Raw genomic sequence first — 25468 nt, forward strand, 5'->3', positions numbered from 1 at the left:
ACGCGGGGAGACGAGCTCAGGCGGGGGCAAGCTGACCTCTGCTCCCAATTGGTTGTGAGCCGAAATGCAAAAAGCCCGCTGTTAAGCGGGCTTCTTTAATCTGGTGCGTCCTAGTGGATTCGAACCACCGACCCCCACCATGTCAAGGTGATGCTCTAACCAGCTGAGCTAAGGACGCAGGGTGCGCAAGGCGACTTTGTGTTGCAGGGGAGTGGTGGGTTTAATTGGATTCGAACCAACGACCCCTACCATGTCAAGGTAGTGCTCTAACCAACTGAGCTATAAACCCACATCTGCATTCAATTGGATTCGAACCAACGACATCGCCTACGCCATGTCAAAGTACTGTTCTAACCAACTGAGCTATAAACCCACATCTGCAATTTCATCAAACTATTAACTGTTATGGTGCGTCCTAGTGGATTCGAACCACCGACCCCCACCATGTCAAGGTGATGCTCTAACCAGCTGAGCTAAGGACGCATAACAGTGTCGTGATGGTGCGTCCTAGTGGATTCGAACCACCGACCCCCACCATGTCAAGGTGGTGCTCTAACCAGCTGAGCTAAGGACGCATCACGAAAAGTGGTGGGTTTAATTGGATTCGAACCAACGACCCCTACCATGTCAAGGTAGTGCTCTAACCAACTGAGCTATAAACCCGCTTTTCAGCACGCAAGCGAACACGACGTCGCTGGCGTGGTCGGCATACTACCCATGCCCCCCAAGGCTGTCAACAGGCCGCACACACAAAGGAGACTGTTTGCCCAGTTCTTGCGCAGCCTGTTGATTTTGCAGGCGAGCCACTCTCGTGAGCGGCTCGCCGAGCACACATTTACTGGGCCCGGGAGAGGGCGGTACAGGCCTCTGGACTGGCGAAGCGGCCATAGATGAGGCGCAGGCGGGCGCCCAGCATCAGGGCGGCGCCGGTCAGGCCGACGATGAAGCCGACCCAGAAGCCTTGCGGCCCCATGCGTGGCACCAGCCAGTCGGTCAGCCCCAGGATCATGCCGGTGGGCAGCCCGAGACCCCAGTAGGCGACTATGGTGACGTAGAAGATAGCCTTGGTGTCCTTGTAACCGCGCAGCGCCGCGGCCGCCACCACCTGCACCGAGTCGGAGATCTGGTAGATGGCGGCAAAGAACAGCAAGGTGGCCGCCAGCGTGATCACCTGCATGTCGTCGGTGTAGATCCCCGCGATATGCTCGCGCAGCAGCACAGTCAGGGCGGCGGTGCCGGCGGCGACCGCCATGCCCAGCATCAGGCCGGTACGGGCGGCGACCCTGGCGTGAGCAGGCTGGCCTTCGCCTATGCTGTGGCCGACCCGGATGGTCACGCCCACCCCGATGGAGAGCGGCAGCATGAACACCAGGCTGGAGAAATTCAGGGCTATCTGGTGACTCGCCACCGTCTCGGCGCCGAAGGGGGCCAGCATCAGGGCCACCACGGTAAACAGGGTCACCTCGCAGAAGATGGCCATGGCGATGGGGAAGCCGAGCCGGAACAGGCGCCAGATCCGGCTGCCATTGGGGCGGGCGAGTTGAGCGAACAGGTCAATCTTCTTGAAGTGGGAGGATAACTTCACGTAGAGGATCATCGCCAGCAGCATGGCCCAGAGCACTATGGCGGTGGCGACGCCACAGCCGACACCGCCGAGCTTGGGCATGCCGAAGTGACCGTGGATGAAGACGTAGTTCGCGGGAATATTGACCGCCAGCCCCACGAAACCTATCACCATGGTGGGCATGGTATGGGAGAGTCCCTCACTGAAGTTGCGCAGCACCTGGAACAGCACGAAGGCGGGCAGGCCCCACATGATGGCGTGCAGGAAGCCGGTGGTCTTGTCCGCCATGACAGGATCCACATCCATCAGATGCAGTGCCAGCGGGCTGAAATAGAGCGCCAGCATGGCGAAGGGGATCACCATCAGCGCCAGCCAGAAGCCCTGGTGCACGGCGGGGCGTACTTCATCCCGTTTGCGGGCGCCATTGAGCTGGGAAACTATGGGGGTGAGCGCCATTATGATGCCCTGGGTCAGCAAGATGATCGGCAGCCAGAAGCTGGAGGCGACCGACACAGCCGCGAGATCCACGGCGCTGACCTGGCCCGCCATCACGGTATCGACGAAGCTCATGGCGACCTGGGCGACCTGGGCCACCAGAATGGGGCTGGCTAAACGAACGAGCTGCCTCGCCTCGGACCAATAACGTTGCACTGACACCTCCGAGTGGATCAGATAAATGAGAAAGAACGGATAACGGATGGGCTTTTGTCTCCCCACTGTGGGGAGACAACATGCGGGGGTGTCATTCTAGCCTGAAAATCAACCATCGTGAAACGGTTGAGGGGCGGCTTTGTGGCGGGATCAGGCGTCTTCGTGATCGCTGATCAGCAGATTGGCGGCGGCATAGGCGGCCTGCTCGCGCAGATCGGCCGGCACCCGCTCGTCAGAGGCCACGGCGTTGAGCGCCCGTATGGCCGCGGCTATGGCCTGCGGCACATAGCCCTGATCACCTGAGCCTATCTGGTTATAGGCGATGCGAATGGCCTCACAACATTGATATACCTGCATTTCTTTTTCCTCGTTAACCCGAATGTGAACGCCGTCACTATAGCGATCGAGGGCTGGCTTGTCAGCTGGCGCGCTTGTCAGTGCCGCGACGCGGGGTTAACCTGCCTTTTTTCGTAGCAGGAGACGAGACATGTTCACCGGCATAGTGCAGGGGACCGCCGAACTGGTGGCCATCGAAGAGCAGCCCAACTTTCGCACCCACCTGATCCGCATGCCCAGCCAGGCATGGGGTCAGGGTCTGGCGCTCGGCGCCTCCGTGGCCCACAACGGCTGCTGCCTGACCGTCACCCGGGTGGAAGGGGATCTGGTCAGCTTCGATCTGATGCAGGAGACACTGCGTCTGACCAACCTCGGCCAGTTGCAGCCGGGGGACAAGGTCAACGTGGAGCGGGCGGCCCGCTTTGGCGACGAGATCGGCGGGCATGCCATGTCCGGCCACATCATGGGCACGGCTGAGGTGATCTCCGTCATCGACACCCCCAACAATCGCCAGGTGTGGTATCGCCTCGCCCCCGAGTTGATGAAATATGTGCTGACCAAGGGTTACATCGGCATCGACGGCATCAGCCTGACCGTGGGGGAAGTGCGTGAGAACACCTTTTGCGTCAACCTGATCCCGGAGACCCTGGCCCGTACCAACCTCGGCTGGGTCAAAGCCGGCTGGCACACCAACATCGAGATAGATCCCCAGACCCAGGCCATCGTCGACACGGTGGAGCGGGTGCTGGCGGCGCGCCAGCCGGGGTGATCTGCCTGGCTCAACTCCCCCCTGGCGATTTGCCATAGAAAAGGGCCTGCATCCTGCAGGCCCTTTGTGATCTCTTGATCGCTTTCGCTCGCCGCCACAACAGTTGCTCGGCTTTCTGTGACTCGCAGTCAAAACAGCTGCTCGGCTTTCTGTGACTCGCAGTCAGAACAGCTGCTCGGCTTTTTGTGACTCGCAGTTAAAACATCTGCTCGGCTTTTTGTGACTCGCAGTCAGAACATCTGCTCGGCTTTTTGTGACTCGCAGTCAAAACATCTGCTCGTCGTCTGCATCCACAAAGAGTTGCAGGCAGTCGCGGGCTTCGTCCCGGTGCAGCCGCAGGTGGATGGGGTTGCAGCAGGCCATGCAATCCTCGTAGAACTCCTGATCCCCCTGGCTGGCATCCAGCTCGACACGGGTGTGATGGCCACAGTGGGGGCAGACGATACGCTTGCTGGTGTACTCGATCATGGTGACCTCCTCGGGCCCGTGGGCCGCCTATCTTCCCTGATTCTAGTCGGCCGGGAGGGGGTTGACCGCGAGCAAGCGCACGTTTATGACAGAGATCAAGGGCGCCGCTGTGTCAGGTTTTCTGGCCCTATGCGCCCCTGGTTCCTGCGCGCGTTCACGCCACCCAGCTGGCCAGCATGTCGGCATCCAGTTCGGCGAGCGAACGCAGCTGGTGATCGGCGATGGCCAGACGCGGATCGCCTACCAGAGCGGGATCCGGCACTATGAGCGCTTTCATGGAGGCCGCCTTGGCCGCCAGCAGGCCGGTGAAACTGTCCTCTATGGCCAGACAATGCACCGGCAGGGTGCCGAGCTTCTCGGCGGCGTGGATATAGACATCCGGGTGCGGCTTGCCGAAGCGCTCCACCTCGGCGGAGTGCACCGCCAGGAAGCGATCGCGGATACCGAGCTTGCCGAGCACAGCCTCCACCATGGCGAAGGGGGAGGAAGTCGCCAGACCTACTTTAAGCCCCTGTGCTTCCATCAGGGTCAGCGCGTCCAGCACGCCGGCCTTGGCCTCGCCTTCGCTCAGGATGAGGGCGTTGACCCGATCCAGAATGCGCTGCACCACCTCTTCCTGACTGGGGCCTACCCAGGGGCGCAGCCGATACCAGTGCGCCACCAGCTGATCGATGCGCACGCCTATGGTGGAGTTGCAATCTTCCTCGCTGTGGGGGTGACCCAGCTCGGAGAAGACAGCCATCTGGGCCCGTTGCCAAAAGGGTTCCGAGTCGATCAGAACACCATCCATATCGAAGATCACGGCAGCTAACATCTTGTACTCCTGACAAATTTGAAGGGGGATTATAAGCCCGACGGGCAAATGCAAAAGGGGCATTGCCATGCCCCTTGCGCCCGATCACATCGGCAAACGTTTATTTTGCTGTGGCAAAAAATGAGGGTTAGAAAATCACTTCTACCTTGGCGGCGACCGCCTTGGCCTTTTCCACCGCATCCGGGCAATCCTGGGCGCGGGCCAGCGCCACGCCGAGACGGCGGCGACCGGCTATCTCCGGCTTGCCAAACAGCCGCAGCTGGGCACCCGGCACCAGGGCCAGCGCCTCGCCAATCCCCTGATAGCGGATGTCCTGACTGTGCCCCTCGCGCAGCACCACGGCGGAGGCGCTCGGCCCGTACTGGGTGATGGTGCCGACCGGCAGCCCCAGGATGGCGCGCACGTGCAGCGCAAACTCGGAGAGATCCTGAGAGATCAGGGTCACCATGCCGGTGTCGTGCGGGCGGGGCGAGACTTCGCTGAACCACACCTCGTCGCCCTTGATGAAGAGCTCGACCCCGAACAGGCCGTAACCGCCCAGCGCCTCGACCACCTTGGCCGCCACGGCTTTGGAGCGGGCCAGTGCCAGCTCACTCATCGCTTGCGGCTGCCAGGATTCGCGGTAGTCACCCTCTTCCTGGCGATGGCCTATGGGCTCGCAGAAGTGGATGCCATCCACGGCGCGCACCGTGAGCAGGGTGATCTCGTACTCAAAAGGCACGAAGCCCTCGACGATCACCTTGCCGCGACCGGCGCGGCCACCCTCCTGGGCATAGGTCCAGCTGTCGTCCAGTTTGGCGAGATCGCGCAGCACGCTCTGCCCCTTGCCGGACGAGCTCATCACGGGTTTCACCACGCAGGGCAGGCCGATCGCCTCGATGGCGGCGATGAACTCTTCCTTGCTCTGGGCGAAGCGATAGGGGGAGGTGGGCAAGCCCAACTCTTCGGCGGCGAGCCGGCGGATCCCCTCCCGGTTCATGGTGAGCTGGGTGGCGCGGGCGTTCGGCACCACCTTGACCCCCTCCTGCTCAAGCAAGGCCAGGGTATCGGTGGCGATGGCCTCGATCTCGGGGATGATAAGGTCCGGCTTGACCTCGGCCACCAGGGCACGCAGGGCGTTACCGTCGAGCATGTCCAGCACGTGGGCTTTGTGCGCCACCTGCATGGCGGGAGCATTGGGGTAGCGGTCGGCGGCGATCACCTCGATCCCGAGCCGTTGCAACTCGATGGCGACTTCCTTGCCGAGTTCCCCCGAGCCAAGCAGCAGGGCGCGGGTGGCGCCGGGGCGGGTGGCGGTTCCAAACATGTGATCTCTCCTGATGTCGTTGGTCACAGTTGATGGCCGCTATTGCGGGAATAGCGGGCAAAAAAAGAGGCACGCATGGCGTACCTCAGGAAACGGATTTGTGGGCGCGCTGCTCCAGATGGGTGAGCAGCGTGATGGCGCCAATGATGATGGCAGCACCGAGCCACAATCGGCCGGGCGGTGCCCAGCCAAACACCAGCCAGCCGGCCAGCACGTTCATGGGCAGCTTGGCAAAATCAAAGGGTTGCACGAACGAAGCCTCGGCCACGCTGTAGGCGCGGGCGATGGACATCTGGGCCAGCGCAGACAGCACCCCTGACACGGCTACCAGCAGCCACTGGGTTTCGCTCGGCCACTGCCACTCAGGCAGGGCCAGCATGGCGTTGAACGGGGTGCTGAAGATGAGCAGGTAGACCACTATGGTGTGGGACGATTCGCTCGCCGCCTGATAGCGCACCAGCAGGGAGTAACCGGCCCAGAACAGGGCGGCCGCCACTGGTAGCAGGGAGGCCCAGCTGAAATCATCGGTCCAGGGGGCCAGGATCACCATGGCGCCGACAAAGCCCGCCAGGGTCGCCAGGATGCGCGCCCGGCTTACCTGCTCCTTGAGCAGCAGGGCCGATCCCAGAGTGGCAAACAGCGGGGAGGTCATCAACAGGGCTATCCCCTGCCAGATGGGCACAGGCACCGCCAGTGCCCACAGCCAGAATTGGATGCCGATCACGGCCAGCAGTACCCGCAGCAGGTGCAGTCTCAGCTGGTTGGTCATCAGGGACTGGCGCAAGCCGTGGCGGACCAGCCAGGGCAGCAGACAGATCAGGGCGATCAGGTATTGATGAAAGGCGACCTGGGTCGAGGGGAGGCCAAGTTTGAAGCTGACGTACTGGCTCAGGCTGTTGACGGCGGCGAAGCAGAGGCCTGCCACCATCATCCAGACTGCACCGGCAAAAGGAGAGTGCCTGCGCGAGTGTGCCATGGGATCCGGGTCACTGAAAAAAGTGCGGCGGATCATAACGGCAATCGTTTGTTCTGCCAAGCCTTGGGCGGCTGGCTGCGGTCCGTTGGCGAGAGAATGAACTAAGGTCAAAATTTTTGAACAAGTTGAGCATCTATTTTCGCTATCCGCATATAAGCTCAGCGTTTAGAGTGACCTCCATCGACAGCACCGCTGTTCAACCGACCACCTAATGGAGTTTCACCATGGCTAACATCCTCGTTCTCAAGTCCAGCATCCTGGGCCAGTATTCCCAATCCAACGCCCTGATCGACGGTTTCCTGGCCGACCATCAGTCCGATACCGTCACAGTGCGTGATCTGGCGGCCCTCAACCTGCCGGTACTGGATGGCGAGCTGGCCTCGGGTTTGCGCGGTGGTGACAACCTCAATGAACGTCAGCTGACCGTCATGGCCCAGTCCGACGAGCTGGTCGCCGAATTGAAGGCGAGCGACCTGGTGGTGATTGCCGCCCCCATGTACAACTTCAACATCCCGACCCAGCTGAAAAACTGGATCGATCTGGTGGCCCGTGCCGGCGTGACCTTCCGTTACACCGAAACCGGTCCGGTCGGTCTGGTGGAGAACACCCGCGCCCTGGTGATCAGCCCCCGCGGCGGCATGCACGTCGGCAGCGCCACCGATCTGGTGACCCCCTACATGCGTACCGTGCTGGGCTTCATCGGCATCAAGGACGTGGACTTCATCTACGCCGAGGGCATGGGCATGGGCCCGGACGCCCAGGCCAAGGGCATAGAGCAGGCCAAAGGCCAGCTGGAAACCCTGGCACTCTGATCATCTGATCAAGAGACAGGCCATGGCGGGTGCGGCATAACGCAGTGCCGTGTCGTACCAAACGAAACAACGCAGCCCAAGGGCTGCGTTGTTGTTTCTGTGCGGGCGAAGACGGGATTAACAGGGGCAGAGGGGGCGAGTCAATCCCGAATGAAGCGGCGACAGCCGCTGCCCACCATCAGGCACACGGCGACCAGAGAGCCCAGCAACAGGGTGCTGAGCCACTGTTCGGCGCTGTCGGGCAGGCGGGGGGAGAACAGGCTGATCATGAGAAGGGCACAGAGGGTGATCAGGCTGGTCTGTCGGGTCAGGATCATCATGGGTCGTCCTTGGCTGCGGTGGTGAGTGAAAGGCTAACCGCGGTCTGTGACAGCAAGATGTATCCATACTTCTTGCCGAAGGTCAGTCGACCGGGGTAGCCATCACCATAGCAGTTTTTGCGGCCGGAGCCAGCGACATGGGTCGGGTTGTGATCCGGATCCCTATCTGAACTGTTTCTGATCCGGTCGGTAGTGGAAGTCGCCGCTGGCAAGCCTGGCGATCAGGGCCGCCTGGTCGAGATCCTGCGCCTTGCAGAGATCATCCAGATCATCGTAACGATCACGCAGCTGCATGTTGATCAGGCTCAGCAGCATGTTGACGTCCATGGTGGCGAAGTTGTTCAGGTTCATGAGGTGTGCTCGTTATCCAGCAGATGGAGCTGTTCGATGGCGTCGCTGACGCTTTGCAGGTGCAGACGAATGGTCTGGCGCGCCTCGCTGGGCAGATAGTCGGTGAGGGTATGCTGCCAGCTGCCCGCTTCGCTCTTGAGTTGCTGGAACAGGGTGAGCCCGGCCTGGGTGAGTGACACCAGACTGACCCGCTTGTCCTGTTCGCTGCTCTCGGTAAACAGGATCCCCTTCTCCACCAGGCGGTGGATTTCGCGGGAGATCCGCACCTTGTCCATCCCGCTCGCCTCTACCAGCTCTTTCTGGCTGATGGGGTAGTTGGGGCCGAGCACCATCATCAGGCGCCACTGGGGCACCGTCAGCTGATAGCGCTGCTGGTAAAACTGCTCAAAAGTGTCACGCACCATCTCGGCGGCGTGAACCAGCTGATAGGGGGGATAGTGCGCAAGCAGCTCTATGATCTTTGACATATGACATCCTGCTGTGACGGCTGCATCGGGTGCAGTTTCTCTTGATACTTTGACCTTGATGATACGTAACACAAGGACATTTGTCTGAACATGCACCAGAGAAATGTGCGGTTGCGCACGTCATCCGCCGCAACCGGGTCTGTTTGACGCTGATTTTTGCCTCGGGTTGCTCAGCCTTTACGCAACCAGATCAAGGCGTTGTGCTTGAGCCAGGCTTCGCGGCTCTGCAATGTGTAGAGCGCCGCCTCATCGCGACTGCCCGCCTGCCAGCTCTGTGGCTCCTGCTTGGGCAGCTTGCGCTGACCCAGCAGACAGGCCGGCACATGGGCATTGGCCTTGATGGCCGCCTCCAGCCGTGGCTGCGCCACCTCGGGGCCGTCACAGACAAACGCCATCAGTGCCCTGTTGTAGAGCAGCCAGCTGGAGGCCTCGTCGAAGCGGACCAGCAAGGCGCGCAGGGCGGCCCAATCCCCTTGCAGGGCATAGAGGCTGGAGAGGGGATAACGGCAACCCAGCTCATCGGCGATGCACAGCTCGAGCAGGGCCAGATATTCGCTGCGCGCCTGTTCCAGCTGACCGAGGCGCAGCAGGCAGTCGGCCCGGCCGGCCCTGGCGGCGAGCAGGGGGCGAGCCTCGTGGGCACTCCAGCCGTGGCCGGCCATCTGCTGCCAGAAGGCGGTATCGAACAGAGGCTCGGCATCGTCAATCACCTTGTCAAACCAGCCGAGGCGAGCATGGGGATCGCGGCAGGCATCGGCCAGTTCGAACCACTGCTGCCACTGCTCGGCCTGCTCGCTATCGAGGGCCGCCTGAGCGCCGGGCACCGCCTGATACTCATCCAGCTGCAGCAGCTGGTTGAGCGCCGTCTTCATGTTCTGACGCTGGCGTTTGCAAAATTCCATGAAGGGCAGCTCGCTGCCGGCGGCCGCGTGCAGCATCTGGGCCATGGGCTTGTCGCGAAACAGGCTGAGCTCGGCGGCCAGACTGAAGCGGTACTGGGTGGTGGGATCGTTCAGATCCTTCGGCTTGGGCCAGCTGGCAAACCCCTGGCTGAAGCCGTAACACCACTGGCCGAGGGGGTGGCTCTGCGCGAACACCTGCTCCGGGGTCTCGGTGGAGAGACGGCACTGACTTGGCAAGGCGAGCTGGGCCTCGTCCGCCTGGGTTTCCAGTTCGGCGATCAGATGGTGCAGCGCCTCTGCGCTCTTCTCATCCAGCTCGGCGTCATGTGGCAACAGACCGGCCAGCGGGGCCTGCCAGTCAGGGGCATCCGGTCCCACCAGACGGGCGCACAGAAAACCGTGCAGCGCCGGGTAGGTCATGTCCTGCCCACTGTGGGTCTGGATCCATTGATTGAGATGACGGGTACGAGTGGATGGATTCATCGACAGTTCCTCTGGATTTGAACAGCGGCGCAGTCTACCCAAAAGTGGGGTTATTTGCAGCAAAGCCCTGGCTGACTGACGATTATATCGCCACCAACCGGGCTGGCCGCCCCGAAAATCGTGTGAGAGAAGGGCAAGGGACTAGGCCCGGTTACCGCTCTTGAGGTAACATGCGCGCCCATACGGGCAATGAAAAATTGACCATCCGGATAATGAAAGAAGAGATCACCATGTTACAGATTGGCAAGATGAACACCCTCACCGTAATCGAGCTCGAAGAGAGGGGCGCCTGGCTTGCGGCCGACGAATATGGCGAGCTGTTGCTGCCCAAGCGCCAGCTGCCGGAAGGCGTGGCCGAGGATGACGGTGTGGAAGTCTTTCTCTATCTGGATGCCGACTGCGAGCCGGTGATCACCACCGACAAGCCGTTCGCCATGGTGGGTGACATAGTCGGCCTCAAGGTGGTCAATGCCAACAAGATCGGGGCCTTCCTCGACTGGGGCATGAAAAAGGATCTGTTCGTGCCGACCCGCGAGCAGAACAAACCCATGCAGGTGGGCCACGTCTATCTGGTGCACCTGATGCTCGACAACGAGGGTCGCATGGTGGGCACCAGCCGGCTGGAACGTTTCCTGCGCACCGACAAGCCTCCCTTCAAGGCCGGTGACGAGGTGACGGCGCTGCCGGGCGAACACACGCCGCTTGGCATCAAGGCGATCGTCAACGGTGAATACTCCGGCATGCTGTTCAAGAACGAGGTATTTGGCCGGGTGATGACGGGTCGACCGCTGACCGCCTGGGTCAAGCAGGTACGTGACGACGGCAAGCTGGACTTGACCCTGCAAAAACCGGGCATGGATCGGATGGACGACGCCGGTGGCCGGATCCTGACCCGGCTGATGAAGCAGGGTGGCAGTCTGGCGGTGGGCGACAAGAGCGAACCCGAGCTCATCTACAAGATGTTCAACATGAGCAAGGGCACCTTCAAGAAGGCCATCGGCGGCCTCTACAAGCAGGGCAAGATTGTCATCGAAGACAACTGCATCACGCTCGTTGCTGCCGATAGCGCGCCGGACGGCGAATAAGTGCCGAGTCCCTGTATCGGCCTGTGTCAGGCCCGGGATGGGCTCTGCCTCGGCTGTGGCCGTACCCTGACCGAGATCGGGCACTGGTCGGCCATGGAGAGCGATGCCCAGCTGGCGGTGATGGCCGAGCTGGATGGGTCAACAAGCACCCATGCGTGCCCGGGCTGTGGTGAGCCGGCGTTTTGCGCCGTCTCCGCCGGTCAGACCATAGATCAGTGCTGGTGCAGCCAGCTGCCCGTCTTGCCCATGAGCGAGGCGAGCGCCTGCTGGTGTCGTCGCTGTCTGGCCAAGGCCATAGCGGCGCAGGCTTAGCAGAGAACAAAAACAAGAAAGGCGCCAAGGGCGCCTTTTTTATGCCTGTTGCTGGCGGTGCCAGCGCACATGGACATGGTGCTCGTTCAGATAACGGGGCAGCAGGAAGGTGGCATAGATCACCTCAAACTCATCCTGATGGTTCAGCAAGCCGACCCACACTTCGACCCAGCGCTCCATGTCGACCGGCACACCGAGTTCGGTTGACCAGTCTCCGTTGGGCAGGGTCGCCTCGACGGCGCCACGCTGTTCAAATTCCAGGGTGATGTCGACGATTTGTTCGGGGGCCAGCATGTCTGCGGCCTGCTCAAGAAACTGATCATAGGCCCATTCGACCAGCTGATCCGGGGTACGCTGTTCCATGAAATCACTCCAGATACATCGAGGTTCGCTACTGTAGCAAGTATTGACGGTGGCGGCCAGACCAGTGCGGATGGCCATTTGCTGCCTGTCCAACGAAGCGGGCAGGAGGTATGGTTGAAGAGGCGGTTAACCCGGGCTGGCTGAGCCCGGGCCCTGTTCACAGGAGTGAGGCCATGAAGCGGCGGGTGCGGCGACAGCAGATCAAGCGACGGCGGGAGACCTGGTGGTGGCACTATCTGCCGCTGCACCAGGGCACGGTAGGCGGTCATCTAGGCCCGCCGGCCGAGACCTCTTCACCGGACTCTGATTGATCTTCCGGGCCCGCCGGCCGAAACCTTTCCACCGGACTCTGATTGATCTGCTGTGATCTGGGGGAGGGAGGGCCTCGAGCCCACAGGCTCGAGCATCGCCCACCGAGCCCGAATGCCTTAGTCGGCCTGATGCACCCTGTTGAGGGTGACCTGACCCAGCTGCCCCATCTGGCGGCGGATCCAGGCCGAGCGCTGCTGCACATAAGGGGAGGGCGGCTTGACCCGATAGCGCCAGGGATTGGGCAGGGCAGCGGCCAGCAGAGAGGCTTCGTAGCGGGTCAGGCGGGCGGCCGGTTTGCCAAAGTAGTGCCTCGCGGCGGCTTCGGCGCCATAGATGCCGGGCCCGAACTCCACGATATTGAGATAGACCTCGAGGATGCGGGACTTGTCCCAGCCCAGCTCCATCAGCAGGGTGAACCAGGCCTCGATCCCCTTGCGCAAGAAGCTGCGATCGCTCCACATGAAGAGGTTCTTGGCCGTCTGCTGGCTGAGGGTGCTGGCACCCCGCACCCGCCGGCTTTGCTGGTTGTGCTTGAGCGCCGAGCTGATGGCATTCATGTCGAAGCCGTTATGATCGGGGAAGCGCTGATCCTCGGCGGCGATCACCGCCAACTGCAGCTCCCGCGAAATGCGCTCGAGCGGCACCCAGTCGTGCTTGACCTCCGCCACCTTGGCGGGCGGAAACAGGGCCCGCTCGATGCGCCAGGTCCACATGGGAGGATCGATGAAGCGCAGCAGCGCCACCGAGACGATGGAGCTGACCAGCGCTGCCAGCAGCAGCTTGCCGAGCCAGCCCAGCAGGCGGCGTTTCAGGGCCGGTCGCACGGGGTCGGGCTCGGGTTCCCAGACATACTGGCCAGGATCATCGGGATCCGGAATTATTGGGGCAGCCATTCGATGTGGCAGAACTTCTCGTCAACACGGCGGGAGAGCAACATGCGGGCAAACAGGTGCTCATACTCTTGCTCGGCATTGCCAAGCCCGACCCAGATCTCGGCGTACTCGGCATCGCTCACGGCAAAACCCACGTCCGCTTCCCAGTCATCGGCCGGATCGGTTTCCGCCAGCAGACCGCGATCGTTGAACGCCTGGTTGAACAGGGCTATCTCCTGCTCCGGCAGGTTGTCGGAGGCCAGCTCCATGAAGAGTTCGAGGGCGGTGTCGAGCAGTTCCTCGACGCTGTGCATTTCGTCGTTCAAAGACATGGGTCTGTTCCAGATAATAAAAAGAGAAGCCCCGCCGGCGATGCCGGACGGTGGCGCGCGGTATTCTAGCTGGCCCCCGCTCCCTTGGCGAGATCCGGCTCCGCGAGTCGGCCCCGTTTGTGACAATAAAAAACCGGATCCTGCTACAGGATCCGGTCTTCATTGAGGGAAAGGGTCACGCATGGGGCGTCAGCTCATCCCTTCTTGTCGTCGGCGAAGGTGATATTGAGCTCCAGCACCGACAGCTCATCACTCTTCTTGTCCAGCTGGACCGTGATCTTGTCAGGGTCTATCTGCACATATTTGCGGATCACGTCGAGCAGGTCCTGTTTGAGCTGGGGCAGGTAATCCGGCCCCCCTCTGGATGAACGCTCGTGCGCGACTATGATCTGCAACCGCTCTTTGGCCAGTTGTGCGGTGTTTTGTTTCTTGTTGGAACGAAAATAATCCAATAATGACATGTTTAACTCCCGAACAGTCGGCTAAAGAAGCCCTTCTTTTCTTCTTCCAGAAAACGAAAATCCTTGGTGTCGCCCAGCAGACGGGCAACGGCATCCTCATAGGCCTGACCGGCATCGGACTCCTTGTCCAGAATGACCGGCTCCCCCGAGTTGGAGGCGCGCAGCACAGCCTGGGACTCCGGGATCACCCCGAGCAGCTTGATGGCCAGGATCTCCTGCACATCCTGCACGCTCAGCATGTCGCCACGGCTGACGCGGGTCGGGCAGTAGCGAGTGAGCAGCAGGTGCTCCTTGATCGGGTCTTCGCCGCGCTCGGCACGACGGGACTTGGAGGCCAGGATGCCGAGGATGCGATCCGAGTCACGCACGGAAGAGACTTCCGGGTTGGTGGTGACGATGGCCTCGTCGGCAAAGTAGAGCGCCATCAGGGCACCCGCTTCGATCCCGGCCGGCGAGTCGCAGACGATGTAGTCGAACTTCATCTCCGCCAGCTGATCCAGGATCTTCTCGACCCCTTCACGGGTCAGAGCATCTTTGTCCCGGGTCTGGGAGGCCGGCAGGATGAACAGATTCTCGCTGCGCTTGTCCTTGATGAGGGCCTGATTGAGGTTGGCCTCACCGTTGATCACATTGACGAAGTCATACACCACGCGCCGCTCGCAGCCCATGATGAGATCCAGATTCCTCAGGCCAATGTCAAAATCGATGACCACAGTCTTGTGGCCACGCTGAGCCAAACCTGTGCTCAGGGCCGCGCTGGTTGTGGTCTTGCCAACGCCACCTTTACCCGATGTAACGACTATGATTCGCGCCATTCTCGCTTCCTTGTAACTCTATTTGATATGGTCTATTCGGAGTTGTTCGTTATCCAGCCGGACATGTACCGGCTGTTGTATCAGGCCGGCCGGCAGCGCATCGCTCAGTTGGAACGTGCCTGCGATGGATAGCAGCTCGGCCTGTAATTGCTGGCAATAGATCCGTGCCTGGGTGTTGCCCTTGGCACCGGCTATGGCCCTGCCGCGCAGGGTGCCATAGATATGAATGCTGTCGTCGGCGATGACTTCGGCGCCCGGGCTCACCGAGCCCAGTATCACCAGCGAGGTGCCGGCGGCATAGAGCTGCTGACCGGATCGCACCGGGCCCACGTGTACCTTGCTCGGCACCAGAGGCGTCGGGGCGGCTTTGACCTCGACCACGGGCGCCGGGATTGGCGCTTTTTCCGGCGGAAGCTCGGCCTTGCGGCTCTTACCGGACGCCATCACCGCCAGACCCGCCGCCTTGGCGGCCGTCTTCATCGCCTCGTTTTGTGTCCCCGTGATCCCGACCAGCACGAAATCCTCCGACTCCACCAGCTCCTTGAGCTGTTCGAAGTCAGGAATATCCGTCAGTCGTTCCACATTGATGACGAGGGGGGCACAATTAAAAAACTGGGGTGCCTGGGCGACCTTTGCCGCCAGCAACTGGCGGATCCGCTCAGGCTTGCCATCGCTGATATGCAACACAGAAATAGTGAAGGTGGTCCCTTTCAATTCGTTATCGCGCTCAACCATGAATCTTCCCCGAGACAGAGACGGTAATCCGTTATTGTTATTCAATTCCTGATGTTATAGTTTGCCACCATCAGAGGCAATAAACCCGTCGGATTATATCAATTTCCATGTTATGTGCAGTCTATAAAAGTCGCAAAAAAGCCGAGACCTATCTTTTTGTTGAAAGAAGAGAGGATTTTTCCCGTGTACCCGAGGTGCTGATGAGTACATTTGGTCGCCCCGAGCTGGTATTGATGACCAAGCTGGACCCAGCCAGGCCCTTGGGGATCGCCTCGACCAGCCGGGTGATGGAGGCGCTGAAAAGCCAGGGCTTCTATCTGCAGGTGCCACCGCCGCCGGAAAATCTGCTGGAGCAGCACAAGGCACAATTAAAGGCCTCGGGCTGATGAGGGGTCGGCTGGCACTGTTATTATTGAGCGGGCTGTTAAGTGCCCCCTTGCAGGCCAGCCCCGATTTTGACACCTATGTCACTGGACTCAAACAGCAGGCCCTGGCCGCCGGGATCAAGCCCGAAACCGTGGCGGCCGCCTTTGCCGATATTAGGGTCATAGAGCCCGCCATCAAGCACGATAAAAACCAGCCGGAATTTAAACTGACGCTGGACAGCTATATTCCCCGCGCGGTTCCGCAATGGAAAGTCAATCAGGCCAAGGCCTTATATCGTCAGCATTTGCCGCTGCTCACAAAAATAGGGGCGGAATATGACGTGCAACCCCGATTTATTGTCGCCTTGTGGGGCATAGAAACCAATTTCGGTAAATTGACCGGCACATATCCGCTGATCTCCTCGCTGGCGACCCTGGCCTGGGATGGTCGGCGGGAGGACTTTTTCAAGGGTCAGCTGCTGGATGCCCTGCGCATCATAGAGCAGGGGCATGTGACTCCCGCCGCCTTCAAGGGCTCCTGGGCCGGCGCCATGGGGCAGGTGCAGTTCATGCCCTCTTCCTTCCTCAAATACGCGGTCGATCAGGATGGGGATGGCAAGAAGGACTTGTGGGGCAATCTGGCGGATGTGTTTGGTTCGGCAGCCAATTATCTGCAGCAGAATGGCTGGCACGGGGATGAAACCTGGGGGCGCCAGGTCAAGGTGCCCGAGGGGCTGGATCCCGCCCTGCTCGGGCTGGAGCAGACCCGACAGCTGTCGGCGTGGCAGGCTCTCGGCGTACGTCAGCTCGACGGTTCACCCTTGCCCAGGGTCGAGATGCAGGCCTCCTTGGTGCGCCCCGATGATGCCAAGGGGCGTGCCTATCTGGCTTATCCCAACTATCTGGTATTGCGCCACTGGAATCGCTCCCACTATTTCGTGGTGGCGGTGGGCACCCTGGCCGATCGCATCGTGGAATAACCGGCGCAGCGCCGGGCGGCTCGGGTGACGCGTTGAACGCTGTGTTTATCTGGAGAGGCGCATGGGGCGCGGGAATATGGGATGAGCAGGGGTGATGAGTCAGGCGGGACAATCGAAATAACGGGCAACAAAAAGGCGGGAATTCCCGCCTTTTTGTATTTCTGGCAAATGCTGCTTATTCGCAGGCAACCTGCATCACCTTGATGGCCAGGCCACCACGGGAGGTTTCACGGTACTTGGAGTCCATGTCCTTGCCGGTGATGTACATGGTCTCGATGACCTTGTCCAGGGAGACGCGCGGCTTGGAGGTGCGACGCAGGGCCATGCGGGAGGCGTTGACCGCCTTCATGGCCGCGATGGCATTGCGCTCGATGCAGGGCACCTGCACCTGACCGGCAACCGGGTCACAGGTCAGACCCAGGTTGTGCTCCATGCCGATCTCGGCGGCTTCACACACGTGCTCCGGGCTGCCGCCCATCAGCTCGGTCAGACCCGCGGCGGCCATGGAGCAGGAGACACCCACTTCACCCTGGCAACCCACTTCGGCACCCGAGATGGAGGCATTCATCTTGTAGAGCATGCCCACGGCACCGGCGGCCAGATAGAAACGGGTGTACTCGTCGCGACCCACCGGCTGGATGAACTTGTCGTAGTAGGCCAGCACGGCCGGGATGATGCCGGCGGCGCCGTTGGTCGGGGCGGTTACCACGCGGCCACCGGCGGCGTTCTCTTCACTCACCGCCAGGGCAAACATGTTCACCCAGTCGATGATGTTCATCGGATCGTTGGAGAGGTTCTCGTTGGTGGTCAGCTGACGGTAGAGGGGCGCCGCACGACGGGGCACACGCAGCGGGCCGGCCAGCACACCTTCGGTGCGGCAGCCACGCTCGATCCCTTCGCGCATTGTGTTCCAGATCTTGCCGAGCTTCTTGTAGATCTCTTCCGGGGTGTTGAAGCACTTCTCGTTCTCCAGCATCAGGGTGGAGATGGAGAGGCCGGTCTGGCTGCAGTGGGCGATCAGCTCAGCCGCGCTCTTGAACGGGTAGCTGACGGACATGTCGCCGCTGTCGGCCTTGCCGAAGTTCTCTTCGTCGACGATGAAGCCACCACCGATGGAGTAGTAGGTCTTGCTGTAGACGGCCTGATCTTCGACCAGCGCGGTCAGCTTCATGCCGTTCTCGTGCAGCGGCAGGGCTTCGTCATGGAATACCATGGCATCGCGCGGGAAGCTGACGGTGTGGCAGTGCAGGCCGATCGGCAGGCGGCCGGTCTGCTCTACGCGGGAGATGAATTCAGGGATGGCGTCGATATCGACGTTTTCCGGCAGGTTACCCGCCAGACCCATGATGATAGCGGTATCGGTGTGATGACCTTTACCGGTCCAGGAGAGTGAGCCATAGACATCGACCTGGATCCGGGTGATGTCACGGATCTTGCCGCCTGCACGCAGTTCATCCACGAACTGTTTGGCAGCCTTCATCGGGCCGACAGTGTGGGAAGAGGAGGGGCCAACACCGATTTTGAAGATATCAAAAACGCTGATCATGTAACAATTACCTCAGGATAGAAGGGGGCGCCATGCCCACTCGCAGAAACGGGGTGATCCATGGGACGAGGGCGTCGTCGCCGAGGTCAATGAACCAGATAACCGCAGTGTAACGGTTCAAAGCCTAAAAAAAGTTGAAATAGATCTATTTTTGTTGAATCAGAGGCGCGAGTATAAAATTTATTTTGATGCTTATCCATTTTGTTAAGCGTTTGCCCATAAAAATACCCGGCCAGGCCGGGTATAGGGGGACAAAGTGGAGTCAATTGGCTGTTTTTAACATTCTGTAATGTTAACCGCCAGGCCGCCGCGGGCGGTTTCCTTGTACTTGGTCTTCATGTCGTTGCCGGTTTCCCACATGGTCTTGATCACCTTGTCCAGGGATACCTTGTGCTCGCCCGTGCCGCGCAGGGCCAGGCGGGCGGCATTGATGGCCTTGACCGCGCCCATGGCGTTGCGCTCTATGCAGGGCACCTGCACCAGCCCGCCCACAGGATCGCAGGTGAGGCCCAGGTTGTGCTCCATGCCTATCTCGGCGGCATTCTCGACGATGGCGGGGCTGCCCCCCAGGATCTCGGTCAGGGCGCCGGCGGCCATGGAGCAGGCGACACCCACTTCCCCTTGGCAGCCCACTTCGGCCCCCGACAGCGAGGCGTTCTTCTTATATAGGATGCCGATGGCGGCGGCGGTGAGAAAGTAGCTCAGCAGCAGCTCATCATCCACCTTGCGCACGAAGCGATCATAGTAGTGCAGCACGGCGGGAATGATGCCGGCGGCGCCGTTGGTGGGGGCGGTCACCACCCGGCCTCCGGCGGCGTTCTCTTCGTTGACGGCCAGCGCAAACAGGTCCACCCACTCGATCACCATCAGGGGATCCTTGTTGAAGTTGGTCTCGCAACTGAGCTGACGGTGGAGGGCCGGGGCCCGGCGTTTCACCTTGAGGCCGCCGGGCAGCACACCTTCACTGCGACAGCCGCGCTCGACACAGGCCTGCATCGCCTGCCAGATCTTGCGCAGTCCCGCTTTTATCTCCTGTTCACTGCGAAACACCTTCTCGTTGGCCAGCATCAGCCCCGAGATGGAGAGACCGCTCTCCTGGCAGTGGGCCAGCAGCTGGGCGCCGCTCTCGAACGGGTAGGGAATGGGGTGGGCGGCATCGAAGCGGGCCGCCTCTTCCTTGGCGTTGGCAAAATGGCTCTCTTCTATGATGAAGCCGCCGCCGACCGAGTAGTAGGTCTGCTCGAACAGCAGGGCGCCGCTGGCGAAGGCCCGCAGCGTCATGCCGTTGGAGTGGGCGGGCAGTGTCTTGCGGCGATTGAAGATGATGGCGCCGCTGCGGGCGAACTGGCATGGCTGCTCGCCGGCCAGCAGCAGCGACTGGTTGCGATCCACCTCGCCGAGGAAGGCGGGAATGGCCTCTATGTCCACCGATTCCGGTTCAAAACCGGCCAGCCCCAGAATGATGGCCTTGCCGGTACCGTGGCCCTTGCCGGTCTGACCGAGGGAGCCGTAGCACTCCACTTCTACCCGTTCGATCCTGGGTAGCAGATCCTGCCGCTTGAGCTCTTTGACAAAGGCGCAGGAGGCCCGCATCGGCCCCACTGTGTGGGAAGAAGAAGGGCCGATCCCGATGGAAAACAGGTCGAAGACACTGATCATGACACCACTCCGATTATGGGTTTTGTCTAAACATTGTAATTTTTTTGTAGTCGATGGAAAGCGGGGAAGCTGAGGCGTGTGATGGCGGCATACAAATGAGTGGCTGGCAGCGGGCAATAAAGGTTGGAATGAGCGCGGACATCAAAGAGAAGGAGCGAGACTTGGGCTCGCTCCCCGGCACTGTTCAGCCACTCATCTGTGTTCGGTCGCTCAGTCGAGGAACTCGCACAGATAGGCGGTGGGGGTTTTCACCTCCAGCTTGAAGGAAGAGTGGCCCGCCACGTCGAAGGATTGGCCCTGGCTGTAGGTGTGCCATTCATCTTCATCGGCCAGCTGTATGGTGAGGGCTCCCTTGACCACAGTCATTCGCTCGGGGGCGGCGGTATTGAACTGGTAGTCGCCCGCATCCATCACACCGACTGTGGCTTTGTCGCCTTTTTGCTCGAAAGCGATGGATTTTACATTTCCGTCAAAATATTCGTTAACTTTCAGCATGTTTTCATCCCTGTATGCATGTTTGCACAGCAAAAGTAGCACAATGTTTTGTCAGTTGTCATGAACAAAGCGGCAAAAATCGCCATGACCCTTTTGAATCAACACTTTGTTGCAAACTTATCAATAACTCCCGTTAACGATCCGGCGATTTAAAACAGCAGATAAATATGAGATAAAGCGCGCGCTCAGGGGAATGAACAGAGGTTCTTCCCCTGTTTGGTTAATTGCACTGGGAAAGTGTGAATATCTGCTAATTAAAGGAACATTCTGTGTTAACAAAAGGACTCATCAAGAACGTTGGCTTCCAAGTGGTGGTAGCCATGGTGCTGGGAGCACTGGTGGGGGCGTTCATGGGTGAACAAGCCACCGTCTTTGCGCCGCTCGGCACCCTCTTTATCCAGCTGATCAAGATGCTGGTGATCCCGCTGGTGGCCGTCGCCATACTGTCGGGTGCGGCCAACCTGGGCGCCAGCCCGGCGGCGGGCAAGATAGGGGTCACCACCCTGATCTTCTTCCTCGGTACCTCTGCGCTGGCCGTGCTGCTGGCGCTGGTCATGGGGCAAATCTTCAAACCGGGCGTCGGGGTCGAGTTTGGCTCCATGGCCTCCATGTTCTCCGGTGACTACGCCGACAAGGGCGCCTTGCCGGATGCGGTGTCGACCCTGCTCGGCATGATCCCGACCAACGTGTTCCAGGCACTGAACGAGGCCAACATTTTGCAGATCCTGGTGTTCTGCATGTTCCTCGGCATCGCGCTGGCCAAGCAGCCTCGTGAGCGCGCCAAGCCGCTGGTGGACGGGCTCAACACCCTGGTGGATGCCTTCGTCTGGATGATCAACAAGGTGATGTTGATAGCACCGCTCGGGGTGTTCGGTCTGATGGCCGAGGCCATAGGTACCTACGGCTTCGACGTGCTGACCCTGGTGCTCAAGCTGTTCCTGGTCTATCTGGCCGCCATCCTGATCTTCGCCTTCGTGGTCTATCCACTGCTGATCGCGATCTTCTCCAACACCCCGGTGCGCAAGTACCTGTCGGCGATGAAGAAGCCGCAGATCGTCGCCTTTTCCACCGCCTCTTCCATGGCGACCCTGCCGGTCAACATGGAAACCTGCGAGCAGGATCTGAAGGTGACCAACGCCACGGCGTCCTTCGTGCTGCCGCTCGGTGCCACCATCAACATGAGCGGCAACGCCATCTATTACGGTCTGGTCGCCATCTTCTTCGCCCAGGTCTACAACATAGATCTCTCCATGGGTGCCTGGGCCGCCATCATAGTGACCGCGACCCTGGGAGCCATTGGTCAGGCCGGTGTGCCGGGCCCGAGCTTCCTGGTGGTGGCCGTGCTGCTGGCCGCCGGGATCCCCATCGAGGGCTTGCCGCTGCTGTTTGCACTGGATCGCCTGTTCGACATGATCCGCACCGCCCTGAACATCACGGGGGATGCGGCCTGCGCCATTATCGTCGACCGCTACAGCCCGGATTACGATCCGGATCGCTGGAGCAAGGAAGCCTGAGAGCAGGCTCACTGCCATGAATGACAAGAGGGAGGCGCAAGCCTCCCTCTTTTTATTTTCCTCGGGCCGGGATTGTCGCCCCTTTCTTACCGACTCAGGGAGTCAGCTGGCCCAGCGCCAGCTGGCAGCGCTGCTCGGCGGCATCGAGTTTCAGCGGGGCCTGCGGGCCCCTCTCTTTATGACGGCTGAGAGGGACTCATCACAGTTGGGTCAGTGCCTGCTGGCAACGCTGCTCGGCGGCATCGAGTTTCAGCGGGGCCTGCGGGCCCCTCTCTTTATGACGGCTGAGAGGGACTCATCGCAGTTGGGTCAGTGCCTGCTGACAGCGCTGCTCGGCGGCGTCGAGTTTCAGCGGGGCCTGTGGGCCCCTCTCTTTATAACGGCACGACGGCTGAGAGGGACTCATCGCAGTTGGGTCAGTGCCAGCTGGCAGCGTTGCTCGGCGGCATCGAGTTCCAGCAGCACCATCTTGATGTCTTCCAGCTGCTGCTCCAGCATCTCCCGCTTGTCGGCCACCAGTCCCAGCATGGTCTGCAGCTGGGTTCGGCTGCTCTTGTCCGCATCGTAGAGATCGAACAGATCACGGATATCCGCCAGGCTGAAGCCGAGGCGCTTGCCGCGCAGGGTCAGCTTGAGCCGCACCCTGTCCTGACGACTGTAGATCCGGGTCTGTCCCTGACGGGCCGGATTCAAAAGTCCCTGATCTTCATAAAAACGAATACTTCGGGTCGTAACATCAAATTCACGGGCCAGTTCGCTGATGCTGTAGGTCCGCGTGTCATCCTTGGATTTGGTCATACGGCTGTCTTGGCTGCCATCTTGGTTGTCAATGCAGGCTGGCACCTTACCCAAACGTCAACTGCCCCGCAAGTCTTGTTCCTGCTGCGGTGGCAGCATATGTTATGTCTATGTAACAAGGAGAGTGCAATTGATGGATATAGTGATTGTTGCGGCCAAACGTACCCCCATGGGGGCCTTTCAGGGGGCCCTGGCCAACCAGACTGCCCCCGAGCTGGGGGCTTGTGCCATCGCCGCCGCCATGGCGCAGGCCGGGCTCAGAGGCGATCAAATCGATGAAGCCTATCTGGGCAATGTACTCAGCGCCGGAGTGGGGCAGGCGCCCGCCCGTCAGGCCGTTCTGAAGGCCGGCTTGCCGGACAGCGTGCCCTGCACCACGGTCAACAAGGTGTGTGGCTCCGGCATGAAGGCGGTGATGCTGGCGGCAGACGGCTTGCGCCTCGGTGACACTAACATAGTGATCGCCGGAGGAATGGAGAGCATGAGTCGCGCGCCCTATCTGCTCGACAAGGCGCGCAGCGGTTTTCGGATGGGGCATCAGAGCGTGCTGGATCACATGTTCCTCGATGGCTTGCAGGATGCCTATGAAGGCCAGCTGATGGGCCACTATGCCCAGCTGAGCGCCGATCGCGCCGGGCTGACCCGCGCCGACATGGATGCCTTTGCCATCGCCTCGCTGGAGCGGGCCCTGGCGGCGCAACAGAGCGGTGCCTTCAAGGCCGAGCTGGCAGCTGTGATGGCCGGGGATGCCCTGCTGCTCGCCGAGGATGAACAGCCTGCAAAGGCCAGGCCCGAGAAGATCCCCCATCTGAAACCGGCATTCAGCAAGACCGGCACCATCACGGCGGCCAACGCCAGCTCCATCTCGGATGGGGCGGCGGCGTTGATCCTTATGCGGGCCGAGACGGCGGCGCAACTGGGCCTGCCGGTGCTGGCCCATCTGGTGGGTTATCAGAGCCATGCCGCCGCGCCTGCCGAATTCACCAGCGCCCCGGTCGGTGCCATCCACAGCCTGCTGGCCAAGGTGGGCTGGCGAGTGGAAGAGGTGGACCTGTTCGAGATCAATGAGGCGTTTGCCATGGTCAGCCTGCTGGCGATGGCGGGCTGCAAGTTGCCCCATGACAAGGTGAACGTGAACGGCGGGGCCTGCGCGCTGGGTCATCCCCTGGGGGCGAGCGGCGCCCGGATCCTGGTCACCCTGATTCATGCGTTGCGCGCGCGCGGCCTGAAGCGGGGAGTGGCTAGTCTGTGTATCGGTGGGGGAGAGGCGACGGCGGTTGCCCTCGAGCTGGGCTAATCCGTGTCCGCCATGGCCTGGAGTTGCTGGTTGACCCAGGCCGTGGCGGCCAGATAGAGCTGGCTGACCTTCTCTTCATTGAGCCCGAGCCGGGCCGTTCTGGCGGTGATGCGCTGCCAGTTCGCACTCTCATAATCCTCACAGAACGAGAGATAAAACCCCAGGTTGCCCTTGCGTTCCAGCAGGGCGACCCGGATCTCCTCGATCAGGGGAATGGTGCCGAGCAGCTTGTCCATCGGCTGTTCCATCAGCACATCCAGCAGCGAGAACAAGCCCGTGATGAAGGCTTGCTGTGCCTGCTGGGTAGGGGCATGGGCGTGGGCCAGCAGCTCGCAGAAACGGGCCCGGATCATGGACATCTGATAGAGCTCGGCGCTCTTGCCATGGCCGGCACTGGTGGCGGCAACCAGGGTCACGAAGCGTTTGAGCTGGGCGTGGCCAAGATAGACGGCGGCCTGGCGAAAGGAGGAGATGGGATTGGCATGACTCTTCAGGTGGTTGACGTAACGCAGCAGCTTGAGCGACAGGGAGATGTCCTGACTCAGCAGTTGCTCGATGCGATTGAGGTCGGGTTCCTCCTGATTGACCACGTTGAGCAGTTGCATCACCACCACCTGGGCGGGCTCCATGGTGGCCTGTTTCACCATCTCGGGCCGGCTGAAGAAGAAGCCCTGGAACAGATCGATACCGAGCCGTTTCGCCCGCTCGAACTCCGCCTTGTCTTCCACCTTCTCCGCCAGATAGGTGAGCTTCAGATGTTTATGCTGCTGGATGAACATCTTGATCCGCAACAGTGAGGTGGCGCGCAGATCGAACTTGATGATGTGGATATAGGGCAGGAAGCGCTCCCACTCGTCCGACATGGTGAAATCGTCCAGCGCCAGCTGATAACCCAGCTCATGCAGCTGCTGCACCTTGGCCAGCAGGGCGTCATCGGGATCGGCATCCTCCAGGATCTCGATCACCACCTTTTCTTGTGGCAGGCACTCGGCCAGCCCCTCCAGCAACAGGGAGTGGGGGAAGTTGATGAAGCAGGGACGGCCACCGAGCAGCTGATCTATGTTCTGTTGCAGGAACTGCTCGACCACCAGTCTGGCTGTGGCTTGTTGGGAGGAGATCACCGGAAAGACATTATTCAGACTGTCGCGAAACAGCAGCTCATAGGCGTGGGTATTCAACTCCCGATCCAGGATGGGCTGCCTTGCTACGTATGAATACATGCATCTCTCCAGTGTGGGTACTGGATTGATTTTATTGTGAAGATGCGCACTATGCCAGTGCTGCCGGGCCGGAAACGGTCAATAACTG

30 protein-coding genes and 5 tRNA genes are annotated in these 25468 nt (G+C 60.7%); 9 read left to right on the forward strand and 26 right to left on the reverse strand.

All coding sequences use genetic code 11. The features are described 5' to 3' along the window. Positions 1 to 101: 101 nt before the first annotated feature. The 7 genes from AACW87_RS09800 to AACW87_RS09830 all read right to left on the reverse strand — a co-directional run bounded on the left by AACW87_RS09800 (position 102) and on the right by AACW87_RS09830 (position 2572). Positions 102 to 178 (reverse strand) — tRNA-Val (locus AACW87_RS09800). Between the two features lie 34 nt (positions 179 to 212). Continuing rightward, a tRNA-Val gene (locus tag AACW87_RS09805) sits at positions 213 to 289 on the reverse strand. Between the two features lie 117 nt (positions 290 to 406). After that, positions 407 to 483 (reverse strand) — tRNA-Val (locus tag AACW87_RS09810). A 15-nt stretch (positions 484 to 498) separates the two neighbouring features. After that, a tRNA-Val gene (locus AACW87_RS09815) sits at positions 499 to 575 on the reverse strand. An 11-nt stretch (positions 576 to 586) separates the two neighbouring features. After that, a tRNA-Val gene (locus tag AACW87_RS09820) sits at positions 587 to 663 on the reverse strand. Between the two features lie 172 nt (positions 664 to 835). Further along, positions 836 to 2215: an MATE family efflux transporter gene (locus AACW87_RS09825; protein WP_043555856.1), complete on the reverse strand. Its 1380-nt coding sequence runs from the start codon at positions 2213 to 2215 to the stop codon at positions 836 to 838. Between the two features lie 150 nt (positions 2216 to 2365). Beyond that, complete coding sequence (locus AACW87_RS09830; RefSeq protein ID WP_043138843.1) at positions 2366 to 2572, reverse strand: YaeP family protein; 207 nt, start codon at positions 2570 to 2572, stop codon at positions 2366 to 2368. Positions 2573 to 2702: 130 nt separating this feature from the next. Between AACW87_RS09830 and AACW87_RS09835 the strand changes: the two genes are divergently transcribed. Next, positions 2703 to 3320, forward strand: a complete 618-nt coding sequence (locus AACW87_RS09835; RefSeq protein ID WP_241324870.1) for a riboflavin synthase subunit alpha — start codon at positions 2703 to 2705, stop codon at positions 3318 to 3320. Between the two features lie 264 nt (positions 3321 to 3584). Here AACW87_RS09835 and AACW87_RS09840 read toward each other — a convergent pair whose 3' ends face one another. From AACW87_RS09840 to AACW87_RS09855, 4 genes are all read right to left on the reverse strand, one after another. Next, positions 3585 to 3788, reverse strand: coding sequence for a CPXCG motif-containing cysteine-rich protein (locus AACW87_RS09840; protein WP_005301298.1), 204 nt, complete (start codon positions 3786 to 3788; stop codon positions 3585 to 3587). Between the two features lie 154 nt (positions 3789 to 3942). After that, entirely contained in the window at positions 3943 to 4602 is a 660-nt protein-coding gene (gene hxpB, locus AACW87_RS09845; protein WP_241324871.1) for a hexitol phosphatase HxpB, read from the reverse strand. A gap of 127 nt (positions 4603 to 4729) precedes the next feature. Next, complete coding sequence (gene purT / locus AACW87_RS09850) at positions 4730 to 5908, reverse strand: formate-dependent phosphoribosylglycinamide formyltransferase (RefSeq protein ID WP_241324872.1); 1179 nt, start codon at positions 5906 to 5908, stop codon at positions 4730 to 4732. 85 nt (positions 5909 to 5993) lie between these two features. Continuing rightward, entirely contained in the window at positions 5994 to 6884 is an 891-nt protein-coding gene (locus AACW87_RS09855; RefSeq protein WP_241325026.1) for a DMT family transporter, read from the reverse strand. A gap of 224 nt (positions 6885 to 7108) precedes the next feature. On the opposite strand from AACW87_RS09855, the gene AACW87_RS09860 reads away from it, so the two are divergent. Next, the gene (locus AACW87_RS09860; RefSeq protein WP_241324873.1) at positions 7109 to 7696 is read left to right on the forward strand and encodes an FMN-dependent NADH-azoreductase; all 588 of its coding nucleotides are present in this window, start codon (positions 7109 to 7111) and stop codon (positions 7694 to 7696) included. Between the two features lie 140 nt (positions 7697 to 7836). On the opposite strand, the gene AACW87_RS09865 is transcribed toward AACW87_RS09860, so the two are convergent. From AACW87_RS09865 to AACW87_RS09880, 4 genes are all read right to left on the reverse strand, one after another. Continuing rightward, complete coding sequence (locus tag AACW87_RS09865; protein WP_241324874.1) at positions 7837 to 8016, reverse strand: hypothetical protein; 180 nt, start codon at positions 8014 to 8016, stop codon at positions 7837 to 7839. Between the two features lie 162 nt (positions 8017 to 8178). Beyond that, entirely contained in the window at positions 8179 to 8367 is a 189-nt protein-coding gene (locus AACW87_RS09870) for a DUF4250 domain-containing protein (RefSeq protein ID WP_043138815.1), read from the reverse strand. Next, positions 8364 to 8834 (reverse strand): MarR family winged helix-turn-helix transcriptional regulator, encoded by a 471-nt coding sequence (locus tag AACW87_RS09875; protein ID WP_043138813.1) that lies wholly within the window; start codon positions 8832 to 8834, stop codon positions 8364 to 8366. The genes AACW87_RS09870 and AACW87_RS09875 overlap by 4 nt, the downstream gene beginning before the upstream one ends. 170 nt (positions 8835 to 9004) lie before the next feature. After that, the gene (locus AACW87_RS09880) at positions 9005 to 10219 is read right to left on the reverse strand and encodes a UPF0149 family protein (RefSeq protein WP_241324875.1); all 1215 of its coding nucleotides are present in this window, start codon (positions 10217 to 10219) and stop codon (positions 9005 to 9007) included. 212 nt (positions 10220 to 10431) lie between these two features. Between AACW87_RS09880 and AACW87_RS09885 the strand changes: the two genes are divergently transcribed. After that, a complete protein-coding gene (locus tag AACW87_RS09885; RefSeq protein ID WP_043555577.1) occupies positions 10432 to 11304 on the forward strand; it encodes a CvfB family protein in 873 nt (290 codons plus the stop codon). Then, positions 11305 to 11616 carry a DUF1289 domain-containing protein gene (locus tag AACW87_RS09890; protein WP_043555578.1) on the forward strand — a complete coding sequence of 104 codons (312 nt, stop codon included), beginning with the start codon at positions 11305 to 11307 and terminating at the stop codon, positions 11614 to 11616. Positions 11617 to 11655: 39 nt separating this feature from the next. Here the strand turns inward: AACW87_RS09890 and AACW87_RS09895 are convergent, their stop codons facing one another. Next, positions 11656 to 11979 (reverse strand): HI1450 family dsDNA-mimic protein, encoded by a 324-nt coding sequence (locus AACW87_RS09895; protein WP_241324876.1) that lies wholly within the window; start codon positions 11977 to 11979, stop codon positions 11656 to 11658. Positions 11980 to 12152: 173 nt separating this feature from the next. Between AACW87_RS09895 and AACW87_RS09900 the strand changes: the two genes are divergently transcribed. Beyond that, positions 12153 to 12290: a hypothetical protein gene (locus AACW87_RS09900; RefSeq protein WP_241278821.1), complete on the forward strand. Its 138-nt coding sequence runs from the start codon at positions 12153 to 12155 to the stop codon at positions 12288 to 12290. A 117-nt stretch (positions 12291 to 12407) separates the two neighbouring features. Here AACW87_RS09900 and mtgA read toward each other — a convergent pair whose 3' ends face one another. From mtgA to minC, 5 genes are all read right to left on the reverse strand, one after another. Continuing rightward, a complete protein-coding gene (gene mtgA, locus AACW87_RS09905; RefSeq protein WP_241325027.1) occupies positions 12408 to 13115 on the reverse strand; it encodes a monofunctional biosynthetic peptidoglycan transglycosylase in 708 nt (235 codons plus the stop codon). A gap of 53 nt (positions 13116 to 13168) precedes the next feature. After that, positions 13169 to 13495: an HI1450 family dsDNA-mimic protein gene (locus tag AACW87_RS09910; protein ID WP_041205707.1), complete on the reverse strand. Its 327-nt coding sequence runs from the start codon at positions 13493 to 13495 to the stop codon at positions 13169 to 13171. Positions 13496 to 13689: 194 nt separating this feature from the next. Beyond that, a complete protein-coding gene (minE, locus tag AACW87_RS09915; protein WP_005311265.1) occupies positions 13690 to 13956 on the reverse strand; it encodes a cell division topological specificity factor MinE in 267 nt (88 codons plus the stop codon). Positions 13957 to 13958: 2 nt separating this feature from the next. Further along, positions 13959 to 14771, reverse strand: a complete 813-nt coding sequence (gene minD, locus AACW87_RS09920; RefSeq protein ID WP_098984135.1) for a septum site-determining protein MinD — start codon at positions 14769 to 14771, stop codon at positions 13959 to 13961. A gap of 18 nt (positions 14772 to 14789) precedes the next feature. Continuing rightward, positions 14790 to 15506, reverse strand: a complete 717-nt coding sequence (gene minC / locus AACW87_RS09925) for a septum site-determining protein MinC (protein ID WP_241324877.1) — start codon at positions 15504 to 15506, stop codon at positions 14790 to 14792. A gap of 107 nt (positions 15507 to 15613) precedes the next feature. On the opposite strand from minC, the gene AACW87_RS09930 reads away from it, so the two are divergent. Both AACW87_RS09930 and AACW87_RS09935 read left to right on the forward strand, forming a co-directional pair. After that, on the forward strand, positions 15614 to 15892 hold the full coding sequence (locus tag AACW87_RS09930; RefSeq protein ID WP_043138797.1) for a YcgL domain-containing protein: 279 nt from the start codon (positions 15614 to 15616) through the stop codon (positions 15890 to 15892). Next, the gene (locus tag AACW87_RS09935) at positions 15892 to 16851 is read left to right on the forward strand and encodes a lytic murein transglycosylase (protein WP_241324878.1); all 960 of its coding nucleotides are present in this window, start codon (positions 15892 to 15894) and stop codon (positions 16849 to 16851) included. Before AACW87_RS09930 ends, AACW87_RS09935 begins: the two co-directional genes overlap by 1 nt. Before the next feature lie 175 nt (positions 16852 to 17026). On the opposite strand, the gene AACW87_RS09940 is transcribed toward AACW87_RS09935, so the two are convergent. The 3 genes from AACW87_RS09940 to ppnP form a co-directional block, all read right to left on the reverse strand. Further along, positions 17027 to 18397, reverse strand: coding sequence for an L-serine ammonia-lyase (locus AACW87_RS09940; RefSeq protein ID WP_043138795.1), 1371 nt, complete (start codon positions 18395 to 18397; stop codon positions 17027 to 17029). 276 nt (positions 18398 to 18673) lie between these two features. Further along, positions 18674 to 20056, reverse strand: coding sequence for an L-serine ammonia-lyase (locus AACW87_RS09945; RefSeq protein WP_065402345.1), 1383 nt, complete (start codon positions 20054 to 20056; stop codon positions 18674 to 18676). 210 nt (positions 20057 to 20266) lie between these two features. Beyond that, entirely contained in the window at positions 20267 to 20551 is a 285-nt protein-coding gene (ppnP, locus tag AACW87_RS09950) for a pyrimidine/purine nucleoside phosphorylase (protein WP_181003535.1), read from the reverse strand. Positions 20552 to 20820: 269 nt separating this feature from the next. Between ppnP and AACW87_RS09955 the strand changes: the two genes are divergently transcribed. Next, positions 20821 to 22065, forward strand: coding sequence for a dicarboxylate/amino acid:cation symporter (locus AACW87_RS09955; RefSeq protein ID WP_098984132.1), 1245 nt, complete (start codon positions 20821 to 20823; stop codon positions 22063 to 22065). Between the two features lie 402 nt (positions 22066 to 22467). Here AACW87_RS09955 and AACW87_RS09960 read toward each other — a convergent pair whose 3' ends face one another. Beyond that, positions 22468 to 22863 (reverse strand): MerR family transcriptional regulator, encoded by a 396-nt coding sequence (locus AACW87_RS09960; protein WP_042871898.1) that lies wholly within the window; start codon positions 22861 to 22863, stop codon positions 22468 to 22470. A gap of 133 nt (positions 22864 to 22996) precedes the next feature. Between AACW87_RS09960 and AACW87_RS09965 the strand changes: the two genes are divergently transcribed. Further along, positions 22997 to 24160, forward strand: a complete 1164-nt coding sequence (locus AACW87_RS09965) for a thiolase family protein (RefSeq protein ID WP_241324879.1) — start codon at positions 22997 to 22999, stop codon at positions 24158 to 24160. Here AACW87_RS09965 and AACW87_RS09970 read toward each other — a convergent pair. Next, positions 24157 to 25380, reverse strand: a complete 1224-nt coding sequence (locus AACW87_RS09970) for an EAL and HDOD domain-containing protein (RefSeq protein WP_098984130.1) — start codon at positions 25378 to 25380, stop codon at positions 24157 to 24159. The genes AACW87_RS09965 and AACW87_RS09970 overlap by 4 nt on opposite strands. Between the last annotated feature and the right edge of the window lie 88 nt (positions 25381 to 25468).

It is taken from the genome of Aeromonas sp. MR7 (genome assembly GCF_963899385.1).
GTDB lineage: Bacteria > Pseudomonadota > Gammaproteobacteria > Enterobacterales > Aeromonadaceae > Aeromonas > Aeromonas bestiarum.